Below are 16834 nucleotides of genomic sequence, written 5' to 3'. Positions count from 1 at the left end.
TTAGCGGCGCGCGGGCGGCCGCGCAACCGAGCTCAAGCCGTTTGAGCGCGCCTGCGTCGTTTCAGCGCCAGCCAATAGATGATTCCCGCGATCCCAGCGAACAGGAACCACTGGACCGCATAGGCCAGATGATTGTTGGGAATGTCTTCGGGCGAGGGTCTTGCGCTGGGGCTGAGGCCGGGTGCGGCCTGGAGGGAGATCAGCATGGGCCGGGGCGGGGGCGCCTTGCTGCGCAACTGATCGATCAGGCTGGTATGCTGCGGTTCGGTGCCGATACGGCCATGCACCATGCCGCCGGTCCATTTCGGCACCGCCTGCGGATCGCGACCCACGCCCATATCGGCGAGCAGGCCCGGGCCTTCCGCGCCCGTCCGGCATTCGGCGATGAAGCGGTATCCGGATTGGCCGTCGGCGCTGCGCCCGGCTTCCTTGCGCCATCCGGTCACCGCCAGGCAATTGGCGGAGGACGGGCGGAACAGCGCATATTCGGGAATGGGGGCGAGCGTCGGATAGGCGATCTCGCCCTTGCTCTGGTTGGCGGCATAGACCGCGATCAGCGCTTCTTTCTCGTCGGCGCGCCGCAACTGCCAGATGCCGAGCGCGATCATGATAAGAATCGCGGCCGCGACGATGATCGTCGGGATTATAGGCCAGCGTTTCATTCGACCAGCCGGCCTTCGCGCGCGCGATTGCGATATTCGAGCGAAACGAGCGCCCCCTTGGCGATGCGGAGCAGGCCGATCACCAGCGCCAGCGTCAGCGGCACCCAGATCAGGATATGCAGCCAGAAGGGCGGTTCGACGGAAAGCTGGAGGGCGACGGCGCCGATGGTGACGATCGCACCGACGATCATGATGAGGAAGGCGGCCGGCCCGTCGCCGACATTGAACTGGGCAAGATCGAGGCCGCAGGTCCGGCAGGCGGGCGCGAATTTCACCCAGCCTGAAAACAAGGTCTTCGCGCCGCAGCGCGGACAAAGGCCCCCGAGCGCGGCGCGCGCGGCATCGGGGGCCTGATGGGTCATTGGCGGTATTTCAATCGGGTCAGCCGTGGACCGGCGCGCCCCAGCCGCCCCAGACATAGACGGCGACGAAGAGGAACAGCCACACGACGTCGACGAAATGCCAGTACCAGGCGGCGGCTTCGAAGCCGAAATGCTGGCGGGGCGTGAAATCGCCGCGATAGGCGCGGACAAGGCAGACGATCAGGAAGATCGTGCCGATCAGCACGTGGAAGCCATGGAAGCCCGTCGCCATGTAGAAGGCCGAGCTGTAGGTGCTGCCGCCGAAGCCGAACGGCGCATGCGCATATTCATAGGCCTGGATGGCGGAAAACAGCGCGCCCAGCAGGATCGTGAGCCACAGGCCCTTCTTCAGGCCTTCGCGATCGCCATGGATCAGCGCGTGGTGCGCCCAGGTGACGGTGCAGCCCGAGCAGAGCAGGATCAGCGTGTTGAGCAGCGGCAGTTCGAAGGCGTTCAGGACTTCCAGGCCCTTGGGCGGCCACTGGCCGATCCCGGTCGCCATCACCTCGACCGCGCCTTCGACATATTGGATCGGGCGCGGGAAGAGCGAGAAATCGAACCAGGCCCAGAACCAGCCGACGAAGAACATCACTTCGGACGCGATGAACATGATCATGCCGTAGCGCAGGTGAAGCTGCACGACGGGCGTGTGATCGCCCGAATTGGCTTCCTTGATCACGTCGGACCACCAGGAGAACATCGTGAAGAGCACGCCGGCCAGGCCGGCCAGGAACACCCAGCCGCCGCCCGCGACGTCGTGCATCCACATGATGCCGCCCGCCGCCATGGCGAGCGCCGAGAACGAGCCGATGATCGGCCACGGGCTCGGCGCCAGAATATGATAGTCGTGGTTCTTCGCTCCGGCCATTTTGGCGTGTCCCTTACCCTGTTTGGCTGTTCCCTAACCTCAACCTTTTTCCGGGTCCACCGGGAAGAAGGTGTAGGAGAGGGTGATTTCGCTGATATCGTTTGCGTCCGGATCGTCCAGGATCTTCGGATCGACGAAGAAGATCACGGGCATGCGCACCTGCTGGCCCGGCTCCAACGTCTGCTGGCTGAAGCAGAAACACTCGACTTTGGTGAAATATTTGCCCGCCTGGGTCGGGCTGACATTGTAGCTGGCGATACCGCTCACCGGCTTGTCGGACAGATTCTTCGCCGAATAGAACGCCATTTCGTTGGCGCCGATCGTCACGGTCTCGACATGCTTCTCCGGCTCGAAGCTCCAGGGCAGCGCCGGCGCATGATTCGCGTCGAATCGGATCGAGATCGTCTTGCCGGCGACGGGTTTGACCATCGCGCCGGCCTCGGCACGCTGCGTCGTGCCGCCGAAGCCCGTGACCTGACAGAACAGGCGATAGAGCGGTACGGAGGCATAGCCCAGGCACACCATGCCCGTGACGAGCATGACCATCGAAACGGCCGTACGGCGCTTGCCGCGCTCCAGCGTGCCTGCCGTCGCGTCGGTCATGATCCGGCCAGCTTCGCGATGGTGATGCCATAGATCAGCACGACGAAGCCGACGAGCAGCAGCCCCATGACGATCGCGCGCGACTTCTGGCGCTTGCGGACAAGATCCTGTTCTTCGGGGGTCATGACAGCCAATGGTCGGCGACGAGCGCGCCGAAGATGAGGAAAAGATAGAGGATCGACCATGCGAACAGCGCCTTTTCGGGCTTCATCGCATCGTCGGGCGTGCTCTGGCGAAAGCCCACGATCGCGGCGCGGACCAGGAACCAGCCGGTGAGCGCGATCGCCGAGATGCCGTAGACGGGGCCGGCCAGGCCGAGCGGCCAGGGCGCGACCGCGGCGGCGGCCATCGGCAGGGTGTAGAGGAAGATCTGGCGCCGCGTCGTGCGCTCGCCCGCGACGACGGGCAGCATCGGAATGCCGGCGGCGGCATAGTCGATGCGCACCCACAGCGCGAGCGCCCAGAAATGCGGCGGCGTCCACAGGAAGACGATCAGGAACAGCAGCGCCGGCAGCGCGGATACGTCACCCGTGACGGCCGCCCAGCCGATCAGCGGCGGAAAGGCGCCGGCGGCGCCGCCGATCACGATATTCTGCGGCGTGCGCGGCTTCAGCCACATCGTGTAGACGATGACGTAGAACAGGATCGAAACCGCCAGGATGCCGGCGGCCAGCCAGTTGGTCGCCACGCCCATCAGGATCACCGAGAAGAAGGACAGGCCCACGCCGAAGTGGAGCGCGGACTGGCGATCCATGCGCCCGGCGGGCAGCGGTCGCTGCTCCGTCCGCTTCATCTTCGCATCGACGTCCGCCTCGTACCACTGGTTGAGCGCGCCGGCCGCGCCTGCGCCCAGCGCGATGCAGAGGATCGCGGTGAAGCCGAGCACCGGATGGATGCCGCCGGGGGCGACGAGCAGGCCGCAGAGACCCGTGAACACCACCAGGCGCATCACCGATGGTTTGGTGAGCGCCAGGAAATCCCGCCAGTCGGCCGGAATCGAAGTGGAAGGCAAGGTCGCCGGGGTCATTTCAGCCGGGCCTATAGGCCGAAGGCGGCGCGGAGAAAAGGGTGTAGGCGATTCGGGCGTTTGCGACGCGGGTGCGCAAGGGCCGATCGATCAGCGATCCGGTGCGTGGTTGCGTAGACGGGAGGTGAAGCCGATACCGGGATTGAACCGGTTGGCGGGATCGAGGTCGCGATAAAAGTCGGCCAGCGCGGGCGGCGCACGATAGGAATGCCCGACATTGTGCTCCGCCGGATAGCGTGCGCCGCGCGCGTCGAGCTGCGCCAGCATTTGCGCTTTCAGTGCCTCGCAATCGGTGCCGGGCGCGGTGATGTAATCCTGATGCAGCACATGGCAGAGGAAATGACCGTAATAGAGGCGGTGCAGCAGTTGCGCGGAGATCGGTTCCGGCAACGTCTCGAACCAGTCACGATCGTTGCGCCGCAGCGCGATATCCAGGGCTAGGACGCCGCCGGTTCGCCGTGGATTGACGGCCTGGCAGCGAATCGCGGCACCGGCGATCACGAACCGGTGAAGGAAGGCCTTCTGCGCCTCTGCCGCCGAACATTCGAAAACGTCGCAATCCTGGCTCTGCCAATCGTGCAAGAGTTCACGCATTTCGGACGCCGCGGCGCCGGCGGATGTCTTGAGCAGCAGATGGTGTTCGAAACGTTGTCGCCACGCGCGCATGCGGTGCGGCAGGTGATCCGGCCAGAATCGGCCGGCGATATGGAGCGCGCGATCGACAAGGTTGGCGGGCAGCCATCGGAACCGGAAAAACATCCCGTCCAGCCGGCTCTTGAGCGCAAAGAATCGGGGCAGTCGATCGGTACCGAGCCAGTCGATCAGCAGGAACTGATCCTTGCCGTAACGATCGGCGAGATCGAAGGCCTCGGCGTGCAGATATTCCGCCGCAATCGGCAGCGTGTCGCAATCCCCAAGAATTCGCCGGCGGAGTTCGGCGAGCCGGGCAGGATCATTGCATCCGATGTAGAAGGTACGGGTTTCCGCTTCGAGCGGGAAGGTGTCGAGGCGGACCGCGAGCACCGCGACCTTGCCGGCGGAGCCCGAGGCTTCATAGAGGCAGCGCGGATCAGCGTTGTGGCGCGCCGGGCTTGCTGCATCGATATCGCGGATCTGTCGGGCATAACCGGTGTCGCTCGCCGACAGTGAGCCATCGGCTGTCGGGTGCGTGAAATGACCGTCGTCGATCCTGCGCAGCATCTCGATCGGGTCGTCGCCCAGATCAATGCCCAGATGGTTGACGAGTTCCAGCCCGCCATCGGGCGTTGATCGGACAAACAGGGCATATTGCGTATAGGCGGTTCCGCGTCTGACCAGCGATCCGCCGGAATTGTTGCAGACGCCGCCGATGACGGACGCGCCGAAGCAGGACGAACCGATCACCGAATGCGGTTCGCGACCCAGCGGGCGCAGCGTTCGTTCGAGTTCATGCAGAGTCGAGCCGGGCAGGCAAAGGACTTGTCGGGCATCGTCGAGCGTCACGATGCCCTTGATGCGTCTGACGCTGACGATCACCACAGGGCGATCATAGCCGCCTTCCGCTGGTGTGGAGCCGCCGGTCAGGCCGGTATTCGCGGCCTGCATGATGACGGCGACGTCCGCGCCCGCACACGCCTGCAACACCTGCCACAGGTGGACAAGGCTTGCCGGCCTGACCACAGCGAGTGCGTCGCCCGCGCCGCTGCGGAAGCCGAGCCGGTAGAAGCGCGTCGCCCCCGCCTGGGTCAGCACATGGCGCCTGCCGACGATGCCCGACAAGGCGGCGATCAGATGTCGATGGTCTTCGGCTTTTTTCATGCCGTCATATTCCTGCCATGCCCGGTCGTGGCAATCCGTTGATCCCATGCCTTGCATGGTCCGGTTCGTCGATCATGTTCCCGGCGGGCGTTCCCGCATTTCTCACGGAAACGAAGCCAAAAAAAAACGCCCCGGTTTTCACCGGGGCGTTCTTTCTTTGCCGTTTCGCCGCGGTCAGTCGACCTTGGGCAGCGTCTCGAACTGGTGGTAGGGCGGCGGGCTGGACAGCGTCCATTCCAGCGTCGTCGCGCCTTCGCCCCAGGGGTTGCCGGCGGCCTTCTTGCCGGCAGCGAGCGAGATGATGACGTTCACGAAGAACACCACCATGCCGGCCAGCATCAGCGTATAGCCATAGGTGCTGGCGATGTGGTTCCAGTACTCATAGGCCGCCGGATAGTCCGGATAGCGACGCGGCATGCCCTGCAGGCCCAGGAAGTGCATCGGGAAGAACAGGATGTTCACGCCGATGAAGAACAGCCAGAAGTGCAGCTGGCCCAGGAACTCGTTGTAGTTCTTGCCCGACATCTTGGCGAACCAATAGTAGAAGCCGGCGAACAGCGAGAACACGGCGCCCAGCGAGAGCACATAGTGGAAGTGCGCGACGACATAGTAGGTGTCGTGCATATAGTTGTCGATGCCGCCATTGGCGAGCAGCACGCCGGTGACGCCGCCGACGGTGAACATGAAGATGAAGCCCAGCGACCACACCATCGGCGTCTTGAAGCTGAGCGAGCCGCCCCACATGGTGGCGATCCACGAGAAGATCTTGATGCCGGTGGGCACCGCGATGACCATCGTCGCCGCGGTGAAGTACATCTTCATGTTCACGGTCAGGCCGACGGTGAACATGTGGTGCGCCCACACGACGAAGCCGACCACGCCGATCGCGACCATGGCATAGGCCATGCCGAGATAGCCGAAGACCGGCTTTTTCGAGAAGGTCGCGACGATCTGGCTGACGATGCCGAAGCCCGGCAGGATCATGATGTACACTTCGGGGTGGCCGAAGAACCAGAACAGGTGCTGGTAGAGCAGCGGATCGCCGCCGCCGGCCGCGTCGAAGAAGGTGGTGCCGAAATTGCGGTCGGTCAGCAACATCGTGATCGCAGCGGCGAGCACGGGCAGCGCGAGCAGCAGCAGGAAGGCGGTGACGAGCACGGACCACACGAACAGCGGCATCTTGTGCAGCGTCATGCCCGGTGCGCGCATATTGAAGATGGTGGTGATGAAGTTGATCGCACCCAGGATCGAGCTGGCGCCCGCAAGGTGGAGCGACAGGATCGCCATGTCGACCGCCGGACCCGCCGAACCCGAGGTGGAGAGCGGCGCATAGACCGTCCAGCCGGTGCCGGCGCCGAGGCCGGTGCCGCCCGAGACGAAGGTCGAGCCGAGCAGCAGCAGGAACGCCGGTACGATCAGCCAGAAGCTGATGTTGTTCATGCGCGGGAACGCCATGTCCGGGGCGCCGATCATGATCGGCACGAACCAGTTGCCGAAGCCGCCGATCATCGCCGGCATGACCATGAAGAACACCATGATCAGGCCGTGCGCGGTGATGAGCACGTTCCAGAGATGGTTGGCCTGGTCGGCCGTGGCGCCCGGGCCTTCCAGCGTTGCCGCCCAGGCCTGGAGATACTGGACGCCCGGTTCGGCGAGTTCGAGGCGCATCAGGCCCGAAATGCCGCCGCCGATGATGCCCGCGATGATCGCGAAGATCAGGTAAAGCGTACCGATATCCTTGTGGTTCGTGGACATGAACCAGCGGGCGAAGAAGCCCGGCTTGTGATCGGCGTCGTGATGATGGTCATGCGCGTGCGCGTCATGAAACTCGGCAGGCGTTGCAGCGATATCTGTCATGGGTTCAGCTTCCGGTGGCCGCGGCGGCGGCATTGGTGGCGTTCGCGGCGTTGGCGGCAGGCGCCTCGGCGGCGTTGCTCGCTGCGGCGGCGTTCGCGGCATTGGCCGCGTTCGCAGCCTCGGCAGCGGCGGCCGCCGCTTCCTCGGCAGCCTTCTCGGCGGGCATCTTGCCGCCCTTGGTCTTGACCCAGGCGGCGAACTGCTCGGGCGAAACGGCCTCGACGGCAATCGGCATATAGGCGTGACGCGCGCCGCACAGTTCGGAGCACTGGCCGTAATAGACGCCGGGCTTGTCGATGGTGAAGGTGACCTCGTTGGTGCGGCCGGGAACCGCGTCCATCTTGATCCAGAAGGCGGGGACCGCCCAGCTGTGGATCACGTCGTTGGCGGTGACGAGAACCTTGATCGGCACGCCGACCGGCAGGATGACACGGTTGTCGACCGCCAGAAGCCCGGGTTCGCCGCGCTTCTTCGCTTCGTCTTCCGGCAGCATGTTCGCGGTCAGCTCGATGCCGTGATCGGGATATTCATAACCCCAATACCACTGGTTGCCGATCGCCTTGAGCGTCACCGCATCCTTGGGGGCGGGCTTGTACTGGCGCGCCAGCAGGCTGATCGACGGAATCGCGATGCCGACCAGGATCAGCACCGGAACCAGCGTCCAGATCACCTCGATAAAGGTGTTGTGCGTGGTCTTGGAGGGAACCGGATTCGCCTTGGCGCGGTAGCGCGCGACGACCCAGAGCATGAGCAGGAGCACGAAGAGCGAGATGATCGTCATGATCGGCATCAGGATGTAGTCGTGCATCCAGTGCGCTTCGCCGCCCAGCTTCGTCACCTGCGGCTGAAGGCCGATCGCGCCGTTGACGGGCTGGCCGATGCCGTCGACCGGCTTCGCTTCCGGAAAGGCGGGCTTGGCTGCTTCCGCGTTGGCGGCCGGAGTCGCGGCGTTATCCGCGGCTGCCGGTGTCGCGGCGTTCTCGGCGGCCGTGCCGGCCTCGGCGGCGGGCGCCGCCGCGGCCGGAGCGGTCGCCGGCTGCTGCGCCTGCGCCGCTGCTGGCGCGAGCGCCATGCAAAGTGCGGCCAGGGCTGTCTTCAGCATGTTCATAGGCGTCTCGATCTCACTTGTCCCCTGGAGGACCGGGCGCGCCGATTCCTCGGATCGACCGGTCATTTTGCGGCGGCTTATAGGCACGCTATTCGCGCGTCTCAAGCATGCGTGACGATTTATTGACCCCGTTGCCGCTCGCGCGCCAGCCACTATAAGGCCCCCTTCGTAGAAACACCGGGGCAAAGGCATGAACGACGACGAGATTCTGGCGGAATTCCGCGCCGCAGACGCGCTGCTGGAAGGGCATTTCATTCTCTCGTCAGGTTTGCGCAGCTCGCGCTACCTGCAATGTGCGCGCGTGCTGATGGACCCGATGCGCGGCGCGCGGCTGTCTTCGGCGCTGGTGGCGCGCATGCCGCGCGACATCCGGTCCTCCGTCGAGGCGGTGGTTTCGCCCGCGATGGGCGGGGTGATCGCCGGGCATGAAATGGCGCGCGCTCTGGGGGTCGAGGCGATGTTCCTCGAACGGCCGGAGGGCGTTTTCGAACTGCGCCGCGGCTTCCGCCTGAAGCCGGGACAGAAGGTGCTGATGATGGAGGACGTGGTTACGACCGGCCTGTCCTCGCGCGAGGCGATCGCGGCGATCGGCGAGGCCGGCGGCGAGGTGATCGCGGCCGCCGCGCTGGTCGATCGCTCCAACGGCGCCGCGCAGTTCGATGTGCCGTTCTTCCCGCTGCTGACGCTGGCGGTTCCCACCTATGCGCCCGACGCGCTGCCGCCCGAGCTGGAGGCGATCCCGGCGGTGAAGCCCGGTAGCCGCAAGGAAGCCGCGTGACTCTCCGGCTCGGCGTCAACATCGATCATGTCGCCACGATCCGGAATGCGCGTGGGGGCGCGCACCCCGATCCGGTGAAGGCGGCGCTGATCGCCGCCGAATCGGGGGCGGACGGCATCACCGCGCATCTCCGCGAGGACCGGCGCCATATCACCGACGCCGATATCGACGCGCTCATGGCGGCGCTGACCATCCCGCTCAACCTGGAGATGGCGGCGACCGAGGAAATGCTCGAGATCGCGCTGCGCCATCGGCCGCATGCAGCCTGCATCGTGCCCGAGCGGCGCGAGGAGCGGACGACCGAAGGCGGGCTGGATGCGGCGGGGCAGGACAATCATCTGAAGCCCTTCATCGAGCGGCTGTCCGCGGCGAATATCCGCGTGAGCCTGTTCATCGAGCCCGATCCGCGCCAGATCGAAGCCGCGATCCGGCTGAAGGCGCCGGTCGTGGAATTCCACACCGGCCGTTACGCGCATCTGGACGGCGAGGCGCGGGCGCAGGAATTGCGCCGCATCGCCGATGCGGCCGCGCTGGCCGCGAAGAACGGCATCGAGCCCCATGCGGGGCATGGCCTGACCTTCGACAATGTCTCGCCGGTCGCCGCCATTCCCCAGCTCGCCGAGCTCAATATCGGCCATTTCCTGATCGGAGAGGCGATCTTCACGGGCCTCGATACGAGCGTGGCGCGGATGCGCGAACTGATGGATCTGGCGCGGTGAGGACCGCATGATCATCGGCCTGGGATCCGATCTGTGCAGCATCGAGCGTATCCAGGCCTCTCTCGACAGGTTCGGCGAACGCTTCGAAAAGCGCGTCTTCACCGATCTCGAACGCGCGAAAGCCGCGCGACGGCCTTTCACCAAGGCGGGAACGCTGGCGAAGCGCTTCGCCGCCAAGGAAGCCTTTTCCAAGGCGGTGGGCACCGGCTTCAAGGCCGGCGTGTTCATGAAGGATATCGGCGTGGTCAATGCGCCCAGCGGTGCGCCGACGCTCGCGCTCACCGGCGGCGCGAAGGCGAGGCTTGACGCGCTGACGCCGCCGGGCCACGCCATGGCCGTGCACCTGACGCTGACCGACGACCACCCCTGGGCCCAGGCCTTCGTGATCCTGGAAGCCATTCCCATCAAGGATGCAGACGCTTGACCGAAATCGTCGAGAATGAGGTCGCCGACAAGGACGCCCCCGCAACCGATGCCAGAGCCACCGACGGCAAGCCCAAGGGCGGCACCGACTGGTGGGCGGAGATGCGCGCGATCTTCTGGCTGGTCCTGGCGGTGCTCGGCTTTCACAGCTTCATCGCCAAGCCGTTCTACATCCCGTCCGAATCGATGATGCCGGGGCTGCTGACCGGTGACCGGCTGGTCGTATCCAAATATCCCTATGGCTGGTCCTATGTCTCGCCCAGCTTCCATGTGATGCCGCGCGTCGACGGCCGCCTGTTCGGCCGGATGCCCGAACGCGGCGACGTCGTGATCGCGAGCCCGCCGGGCAAGCGCGAGGACTATATCAAGCGCGTCATCGGCGTGGGCGGCGACAAGATCGAGGTGCGGGGCGGCATCGTGCTGCTCAACGATCAGCCGCTTCGCCGCGTGTCGCTGGGCGCGACGCGGATTCCGGTCGACGTCAATTCGCCGTGCAGCCCGGACGATTATCCGATGGCGCGCCGCCCCGGGCCCGACGGCAGGTTCTATTGCGAGTTGCCGGCCTTCCGCGAATATCTGCCCGACGGGCGCAACTATGTCGTGCTCGATACGGGCTGGTCGCCGGGTGACGACTACGGCCCGGTCGCGGTCCCCAAGAACCATGTCTTCCTGATGGGCGACAATCGCGACCATTCGGCGGACAGCCGTTTCCCCGTCGAGGGCAAGGGGCTGGGCGGCCCGGTGCCGTGGGAGAATGTCGGCGGCCGCGCGGAGTTCATCACCTTCTCGCTCGACGGGTCCGCCGCCTGGTGGAACCCGATCAGCTGGTTCACCGCCTTGCGCGGCGGACGGGCCTGGACCGGCCTTCATCCCGACAAGGAATAGGACGCAGACAGCATGACCGGAGAGCGCGCCAAGACCGTCAAGGCTCCGGGACCGAGCGAGGTTCGCGATCCCGAAACCCGTCAGGAGATCAAGCGCGCCTTCATCTGGCTGAGCATGGCGAGCGCCTTCGCGCTGGTCGTGCTGCTGATCCAGCCGCTGCTGCTCATCCTGGGCGGGATCATCTTCGCGATCATCCTCGACGGCGGCGCGCGGCTGCTCGGGCGGGCGCTGCCGATCGCGCGGGGCTGGCGGATCGCGATCCTGATGATCGCCGCCGTCGCCTTCCTGTTCGGCACGCTCTACATGACGGGCGTCGAGCTGGCGCAGCAGGCCGGCCAGTTGCGCGACACCGTGGAAGTGCAGGGCGATCGGCTGCTGCAATGGGCGGAGCAGATGGGCATCATGCCCGGCGCGGAGGACATGAAGGGGCTGGCGCGCGAAGCGGTCGGCTCGATCGGCCGGGTGACCGGGTTCGTCAGCACCGCCTTCGGCGCGCTCACCAGCCTGTTCATGATCGTGGTGATCGGCCTGTTCCTGGCGATGGAGCCGCGCGTTTACGATCGCGGCTTCCAGTGGCTGCTGCCCGCCGACAAGCGCAACGATGCGCGCATCACGCTCGAGCGGATCGGCCAGACGATGCGCCGGCTGATGTTCGGGCGGATCATCGGCATGGTCGCAGAAGGCATATTGACCTGGATCGCGCTGGTGATCGGCGGCGTGCCGATGGCGCTGATCCTGGGCATCCTGACCGGCATGCTGGCCTTCATTCCCAATATCGGGGCGTTCGTCAGCGGCGTGCTGATGGTCGCGGTGGGCTTCAGCGCCGGCGTCGAGACCGGATTATGGGCGATCGGCACCTATTTCGTCGTCCAGACCTTCGACGGCTATGTGCTGATCCCGATGGTCGCCAAGCGCACGGTGGACATGCCGCCCGCGCTGACATTGGGCACGCAGATCATCTTCGGCACATTGTTCGGCATCTATGGCCTGGCGCTGGCCGATCCGATCGTCGCGATGATCCGCGTCGCGCTGGAGCGCAGAGCGGAGCAGGTGCCGGCCGGCGCGACGGCCGCCGGCCAGCGGATCGCGCGGCGCGGCGGGGGGTAGGTTTTCCTGGAAGATCCTTCCCGGCGTGAAGCGCCACTCAAACGAAAAGCCCGGAAGAAGCCTTCACAAGGCATCTTCCGGGCTTTTCGTTCCGTGACGGAATTTGGCGATTACTGAATGCCTGGGGGCATCCCACCCGGCGGCATGCCGCCCTGCGAGGGCAGCGCGCCCTGCGCGCGGAGGCGCTCCATCTCGGCCTGGATTTCCGCGATCGACTTGTAGTCGATCAGGTCGACGTCGAAGACGAGCAGCGAATTCGCCGGGATCGCATCACCCTGGGCATGATCGCCATAGCCGAGCGCAGGCGGGATCCAGAGGCGGTATTTGCCGCCGCGCTTCATCAGCTTGAGCGCTTCCGAAAAGCCCGGAACAACGCCCGCGACCGGGAAGCTCGCCTGCGGATTCTCGTCGAAGACGGTGCCGTCGCGCAGCGTGCCCTTGTAACCGACCAGCACCGCGTCCGAATCGGTCGGGCTGCCGCCCGTGCCCGCGGTCAGGACCTTGTATTGCAGGCCCGAGCCGGTGGTGACCACGCCATCCTGCTTCGCATTCCAGGCCAGGAACTGCTCGGGCGTCGCCGCATTGAGCAATGCGGGCGACTGCGTGCCGTACCAGGCGGCTCCCGCCGCAGCGGCGATGGCCAGGCCGACGCCGACCCACAGAGTGAGAAGCGCGCCCTTCTTGATCGGGCGAAGCGGAACGGCGGTCACCGACATGGACTGAACTTCCCGAAAGGGCCTTGACGCTTAACGGACGCCGTCGCGCTCCATGCGCTTGCGCTCCAGCTTGCGGGCGCGGCGAATCGCGGCAGCGCGCTCGCGCGCACGCTTTTCGGAGGGCTTCTCGTAATGACGGCGCAGCTTCATCTCGCGGTAGACGCCTTCGCGCTGCAGCTTCTTCTTGAGCGCGCGCAGCGCCTGGTCGACATTATTGTCGCGAACGAGGATTTGCATAAGGCCGTCTATCTCCAATCCATCGAAACGACTCACGCTCTGTGTGAGTCGAAAAGCAATAATCAGGGGTCGCCGCGAACCGAGTCCGCGCCGTATCGCGCGGCCCCTAACAGTGCGGCGGCCGATTTTCAAGCCGCAAGCGGCATTTCTCGTAGCGTATTTGCTCGGTCCGCCCGTGATACGATATGAACGGCCGCAAGGAAATTCGCACGGACCAAGGAGAGATCGTCATGGCGACCGCAATCAGGCGCAATACGCAATGGAGCGAGTCGGAGTGGCAGGCGCGGCAGCAGCTTGCGGCATGCTACCGGGTGTTCGACATGCTCGGCTGGTCCGAGATGATCTACAACCATATCACCGTGAAGCTGCCCGATGAGGAGGGCGCCTTCCTGATCAATCCGTTCGGACTGCACTTTAGCGAAGTGACCGCGTCCAACCTGGTGAAGATCGACATCGACGGCAACAAGCTGGACGATAATCCCTGGCCCGTGAATCGCGCCGGCTTCGTCCAGCACAGCCTGTTCCACCGCAATCTGCCCGACGCCCATTGCATCATGCACACCCATACAACGGCGGGCATGGCGGTGAGCTCGGTCGAAGGCGGACTGCGGCCGACCAATTTCTATGCCTGCAATTTCGCCGGCCAGATCGCCTATCATGATTTCGAGGGCGTCACCGTGCGCGACGAGGAAGGGCCGCGGCTGATCGAGGCACTGGGCGATAAAAGGGTGATGCTGCTGCGCAATCACGGCATCCTCGTGATGGGGCGAACATTGCCCGAGGCCTTCGTCAAGCACTGGGCGCTTCAGCGTGCCTGCGAGATCCAGGTCGCCACCGCCGCGATGGGAACGCCGATCGAAGTGCCGGCCGAGGTTGTCGCCGTCCATCAGCGCGACCTTTATATGGCGCAGGCGCATGCCGAACCAGGCAAGGCCGATTTCGACGCGATGGTGCGGAAGGTCGATAGAATCGACACAAGCTGGCGCGACTAAGGACGGGCCGCCTTTCGGGCGATGCCGGGCTGCGAACGGCACCGCGCTGCGCTTCCGGTGCTCACGTACTGAAGTGCGCTGCGCGCCGGTTCTCGCGCGGCACCATTCTCGCTCCGGCCTGGCCCGAAATGCGGCCCGTCCTCCGGCCCAGCTAACCGAATCGGTAGCCCGAGACGGTCCAGCCGAGAACATGGTCGCTGAAGTCGCGGGTGGCGGGGGCGTTTCCGCCCGCGCCGAGCGCGACCATCAGCGGCAGCAGATGTTCCTCGCGCGGGTGCGCGAAATGGGCTTCGGGCAGATCGGTCCATGCGGCGACGCGGTTCGCGCGCGTTTGCGGATCGGGATCGGTGACGGCCGCGGTCAGCGCATCGTCCCAGATATCGGCGCGTTCGGTGACGTGGGGGCCGCGTTCGCGCAGATTGTGGAAGCTCATGCCCGATCCGACGATCAACACGCCTTCGTCGCGCAGCGGAGCGAGCGCGCGGCCGGCGGCGATATGCGCGGCCGGATCGAGATCGCGCCGCAGCGACAGTTGCGCCACAGGAATATCGGCGTCTGGCAGCGAGACCATCATCGGGATGAAGACGCCGTGATCCCAGCCGCGCACCGCTTCCTCGCCCGTCGCGAAACCCTCCGCTTCGAGCAGGCCCGCCGCGCGGCACGCCAGATCGGGTGCGCCGGGCGCGTCCCAGCGGAGCTGATAGGTGTGGGGCGGGAAGTTGTAATAGTCGAAATACAGGCCCGGCCGTTCGCCGGTGTGGACGGTGAACGCCGCTTCCTCCCAATGGCCCGAGATCAGCAGGATCGCCCTGGGCCGTTCGGGCAGCGATGCGATCAGGCCCTTGAGATAGGCTTCCATCGGCCGCCACATCGCATCGGGCGCCGCGCCGGGGTTCATGAAGAAGCAGGGGCCGCCGCCATGCGGGATGAAGAGGGTGGGCATCGTCATGCCCCGAATATCGGCCTGGCGGACAATCGCATCAATGGCCGGGTGATGTCGGGATTGGAAAACCATCGTTTCCGGATTTAGAAGGCTTCATGACCCGCTTCACCGTCAACAACCAGCCCGTCCAGTATCGGATGGATCCGCAGACCCCGCTGCTCTGGGCATTGCGCGACGCATCCAACCTGACCGGCACCAAATATGGTTGCGGGCGTGGCGATTGCGGGGCTTGCACCGTCATCGTCGATGGCGAGGCCGTCAGGAGCTGCACCGTCACGATCGCCCAGCTCGAAGGCAGCTTCGTGACGACGATCGAGGCGCTGTCGCGTGACCGCAGCCATGCCGTGCAACAGGCCTGGGCGGCGGAGAATGTGCCGCAATGCGGCTATTGCCAGTCGGGCATGATCATGGCGGCGGCGGTGTTGCTCGACAAGAACCCCAATCCGACCGACGCGGATATCGACGCCGCGATCACCAATATCTGCCCGTGCGGCACATATCCGCGCATACGCCGCGCGATCCGGCACGCCGCGGGCATCGCTTCGGGGAGCGAGAGGATCGCGGCGGCACCCCCGCCGGGCATCGATCCGGAGGATGCCGCGCGCGCCGTTCCGGCGCTGTCGCCGCCGCCCAGGGCCCGGAAACGCTGATCGGAAGCTTTCAGCGCGCTTTCAACCCGGTTCAGCGCGCGCTCATGCGTGATCGTCCATTAAGGCATGGATGGCGGCCAAGGGTGTCGCCGGTGGAGTATCAGTGATGAGGAAATTGATGATCCTGGCGCTGCTTGCCGCGACGGCAGCGACCCCGGCGATGGCACAGCGCGGCGATCGTGGTGATCGCGGTGGCGATCGCGCTCCGCGCGCGGAGCGCAGCCAGGGCCAAAGCTTCTCCCCACGCGCCGACCGCGGGCAATACCGCGCCGAGCGCGCTCAGGCCCGGTCCGAACGCTTTCAGCGTCAGGCGCCGGTGCGTCAGGCCGCGCCCTCCGCGCCCGTGCAGGCACGGCCGCAATTTGACGGTCAGCGTCAGGGCTTCCGCCAGGAACGGCGCGATGATCGGCAGGATTTCCGCCGTGAGCGCCGCGACGATCAGCGTGCCTTCCGTGGCGAACGGCGCGACGACCGTCGCGACCTGAGGAACGGCGTGGTGACGCAGGATCAGTTCCGCGCCGACCGCCGTGACGACCGCCGCGATTTCCGTGCCGATCGTCGTGACGATCGCCAGGATTTCCGCCGCGATCGGCAGGACGACCGCCGCGACTGGCGCAACAACAATGACGGCCGCTGGGATCGTGGCGACAATCGCCGCTGGGACGGCAACAATGATCGTCGCTGGGATCGCAATGACAATCGCCGTTGGGACCGGAACGATAATCGCCGTTGGGATCGCAACTGGCGCAGCGACAATCGCTACGACTGGCAGCGCTATCGCCAATATAACCGCAACGCCTATCGGGTCGGGCGCTACTATGCGCCGCGTGGATGGGGTTATGGCTATCGCCGCTTCTCGATCGGCGTCACGCTGAACTCGCTGCTGTTCGGTTCGAGCTACTGGCTGGACGATCCCTGGTCGTATCGCCTGCCGCCCGCCTACGGCCCGTATCGCTGGGTCCGTTATTATGACGACGTCATCCTGGTCGATGTCCGGACCGGCTATGTCGTCGATGTGATCCACGACTTCTTCTGGTAAGCCCTGAGGGGCTAGGGCGGAGGGCGCCCCGCATCGTGCGGGGCGCCCTTTTTCGTGCTCG

20 protein-coding genes are annotated in these 16834 nt (G+C 65.5%); 8 read left to right on the top strand and 12 right to left on the bottom strand.

All coding sequences use genetic code 11. The features are described 5' to 3' along the window. Positions 1-32: 32 nt before the first annotated feature. The 9 genes from K7G82_RS24020 to coxB form a co-directional block, all read right to left on the bottom strand. Positions 33-662: an SURF1 family protein gene (locus tag K7G82_RS24020; protein WP_222992503.1), complete on the bottom strand. Its 630-nt coding sequence runs from the start codon at positions 660-662 to the stop codon at positions 33-35. Beyond that, complete coding sequence (locus K7G82_RS24015) at positions 659-1024, bottom strand: DUF983 domain-containing protein (RefSeq protein ID WP_222992502.1); 366 nt, start codon at positions 1022-1024, stop codon at positions 659-661. Before K7G82_RS24015 ends, K7G82_RS24020 begins: the two co-directional genes overlap by 4 nt. A 19-nt stretch (positions 1025-1043) precedes the next feature. Next, complete coding sequence (locus K7G82_RS24010; protein ID WP_222992501.1) at positions 1044-1892, bottom strand: cytochrome c oxidase subunit 3; 849 nt, start codon at positions 1890-1892, stop codon at positions 1044-1046. Positions 1893-1931: 39 nt separating this feature from the next. Further along, the gene (locus K7G82_RS24005; protein WP_222992500.1) at positions 1932-2495 is read right to left on the bottom strand and encodes a cytochrome c oxidase assembly protein; all 564 of its coding nucleotides are present in this window, start codon (positions 2493-2495) and stop codon (positions 1932-1934) included. Next, complete coding sequence (locus K7G82_RS30105; RefSeq protein WP_281423060.1) at positions 2492-2620, bottom strand: hypothetical protein; 129 nt, start codon at positions 2618-2620, stop codon at positions 2492-2494. The genes K7G82_RS24005 and K7G82_RS30105 overlap by 4 nt, the downstream gene beginning before the upstream one ends. Beyond that, positions 2617-3522 (bottom strand): heme o synthase, encoded by a 906-nt coding sequence (locus K7G82_RS24000; protein WP_222992499.1) that lies wholly within the window; start codon positions 3520-3522, stop codon positions 2617-2619. Before K7G82_RS24000 ends, K7G82_RS30105 begins: the two co-directional genes overlap by 4 nt. 90 nt (positions 3523-3612) lie before the next feature. Further along, the gene (dld, locus tag K7G82_RS23995; RefSeq protein WP_222992498.1) at positions 3613-5319 is read right to left on the bottom strand and encodes a D-lactate dehydrogenase; all 1707 of its coding nucleotides are present in this window, start codon (positions 5317-5319) and stop codon (positions 3613-3615) included. A gap of 174 nt (positions 5320-5493) precedes the next feature. Beyond that, positions 5494-7176: a cytochrome c oxidase subunit I gene (gene ctaD, locus K7G82_RS23990; protein WP_222992497.1), complete on the bottom strand. Its 1683-nt coding sequence runs from the start codon at positions 7174-7176 to the stop codon at positions 5494-5496. Between the two features lie 4 nt (positions 7177-7180). After that, complete coding sequence (gene coxB, locus K7G82_RS23985) at positions 7181-8284, bottom strand: cytochrome c oxidase subunit II (protein ID WP_222992496.1); 1104 nt, start codon at positions 8282-8284, stop codon at positions 7181-7183. Between the two features lie 190 nt (positions 8285-8474). On the opposite strand from coxB, the gene pyrE reads away from it, so the two are divergent. The 5 genes from pyrE to K7G82_RS23960 are packed head-to-tail and all read left to right on the top strand — an operon-like array spanning position 8475 to position 12196. After that, on the top strand, positions 8475-9062 hold the full coding sequence (pyrE, locus tag K7G82_RS23980) for an orotate phosphoribosyltransferase (RefSeq protein WP_222992495.1): 588 nt from the start codon (positions 8475-8477) through the stop codon (positions 9060-9062). Then, the gene (locus K7G82_RS23975; RefSeq protein ID WP_222992494.1) at positions 9059-9781 is read left to right on the top strand and encodes a pyridoxine 5'-phosphate synthase; all 723 of its coding nucleotides are present in this window, start codon (positions 9059-9061) and stop codon (positions 9779-9781) included. Before pyrE ends, K7G82_RS23975 begins: the two co-directional genes overlap by 4 nt. 7 nt (positions 9782-9788) lie before the next feature. Next, the gene (acpS, locus tag K7G82_RS23970; RefSeq protein WP_222992493.1) at positions 9789-10205 is read left to right on the top strand and encodes a holo-ACP synthase; all 417 of its coding nucleotides are present in this window, start codon (positions 9789-9791) and stop codon (positions 10203-10205) included. Continuing rightward, on the top strand, positions 10202-11089 hold the full coding sequence (gene lepB, locus K7G82_RS23965; protein WP_246623837.1) for a signal peptidase I: 888 nt from the start codon (positions 10202-10204) through the stop codon (positions 11087-11089). The genes acpS and lepB overlap by 4 nt, the downstream gene beginning before the upstream one ends. Positions 11090-11101: 12 nt before the next feature. Beyond that, on the top strand, positions 11102-12196 hold the full coding sequence (locus K7G82_RS23960; RefSeq protein WP_222992492.1) for an AI-2E family transporter: 1095 nt from the start codon (positions 11102-11104) through the stop codon (positions 12194-12196). Positions 12197-12306: 110 nt separating this feature from the next. Here K7G82_RS23960 and K7G82_RS23955 read toward each other — a convergent pair whose 3' ends face one another. Both K7G82_RS23955 and rpsU read right to left on the bottom strand, forming a co-directional pair. Continuing rightward, entirely contained in the window at positions 12307-12912 is a 606-nt protein-coding gene (locus tag K7G82_RS23955; RefSeq protein WP_222992491.1) for an FKBP-type peptidyl-prolyl cis-trans isomerase, read from the bottom strand. A 30-nt stretch (positions 12913-12942) separates the two neighbouring features. Next, on the bottom strand, positions 12943-13149 hold the full coding sequence (rpsU, locus tag K7G82_RS23950; RefSeq protein ID WP_156680378.1) for a 30S ribosomal protein S21: 207 nt from the start codon (positions 13147-13149) through the stop codon (positions 12943-12945). 230 nt (positions 13150-13379) lie between these two features. On the opposite strand from rpsU, the gene K7G82_RS23945 reads away from it, so the two are divergent. After that, positions 13380-14141 (top strand): class II aldolase/adducin family protein, encoded by a 762-nt coding sequence (locus K7G82_RS23945; RefSeq protein ID WP_222992490.1) that lies wholly within the window; start codon positions 13380-13382, stop codon positions 14139-14141. A gap of 151 nt (positions 14142-14292) precedes the next feature. Here K7G82_RS23945 and K7G82_RS23940 read toward each other — a convergent pair whose 3' ends face one another. Beyond that, positions 14293-15090, bottom strand: a complete 798-nt coding sequence (locus K7G82_RS23940; protein ID WP_222992489.1) for a DODA-type extradiol aromatic ring-opening family dioxygenase — start codon at positions 15088-15090, stop codon at positions 14293-14295. A gap of 89 nt (positions 15091-15179) precedes the next feature. Between K7G82_RS23940 and K7G82_RS23935 the strand changes: the two genes are divergently transcribed. Both K7G82_RS23935 and K7G82_RS23930 read left to right on the top strand, forming a co-directional pair. Continuing rightward, positions 15180-15734, top strand: a complete 555-nt coding sequence (locus K7G82_RS23935; protein ID WP_222992488.1) for a (2Fe-2S)-binding protein — start codon at positions 15180-15182, stop codon at positions 15732-15734. Between the two features lie 106 nt (positions 15735-15840). Continuing rightward, complete coding sequence (locus tag K7G82_RS23930) at positions 15841-16773, top strand: RcnB family protein (protein ID WP_246623836.1); 933 nt, start codon at positions 15841-15843, stop codon at positions 16771-16773. Positions 16774-16834: the final 61 nt, after the last annotated feature.

Source organism: Sphingomonas colocasiae (assembly GCF_019880585.1).
GTDB lineage: Bacteria > Pseudomonadota > Alphaproteobacteria > Sphingomonadales > Sphingomonadaceae > Sphingobium_A > Sphingobium_A colocasiae.
Note: the sequence above shows the minus strand (reverse complement) of the source record. Positions and strands in the feature narration are given on the sequence as shown.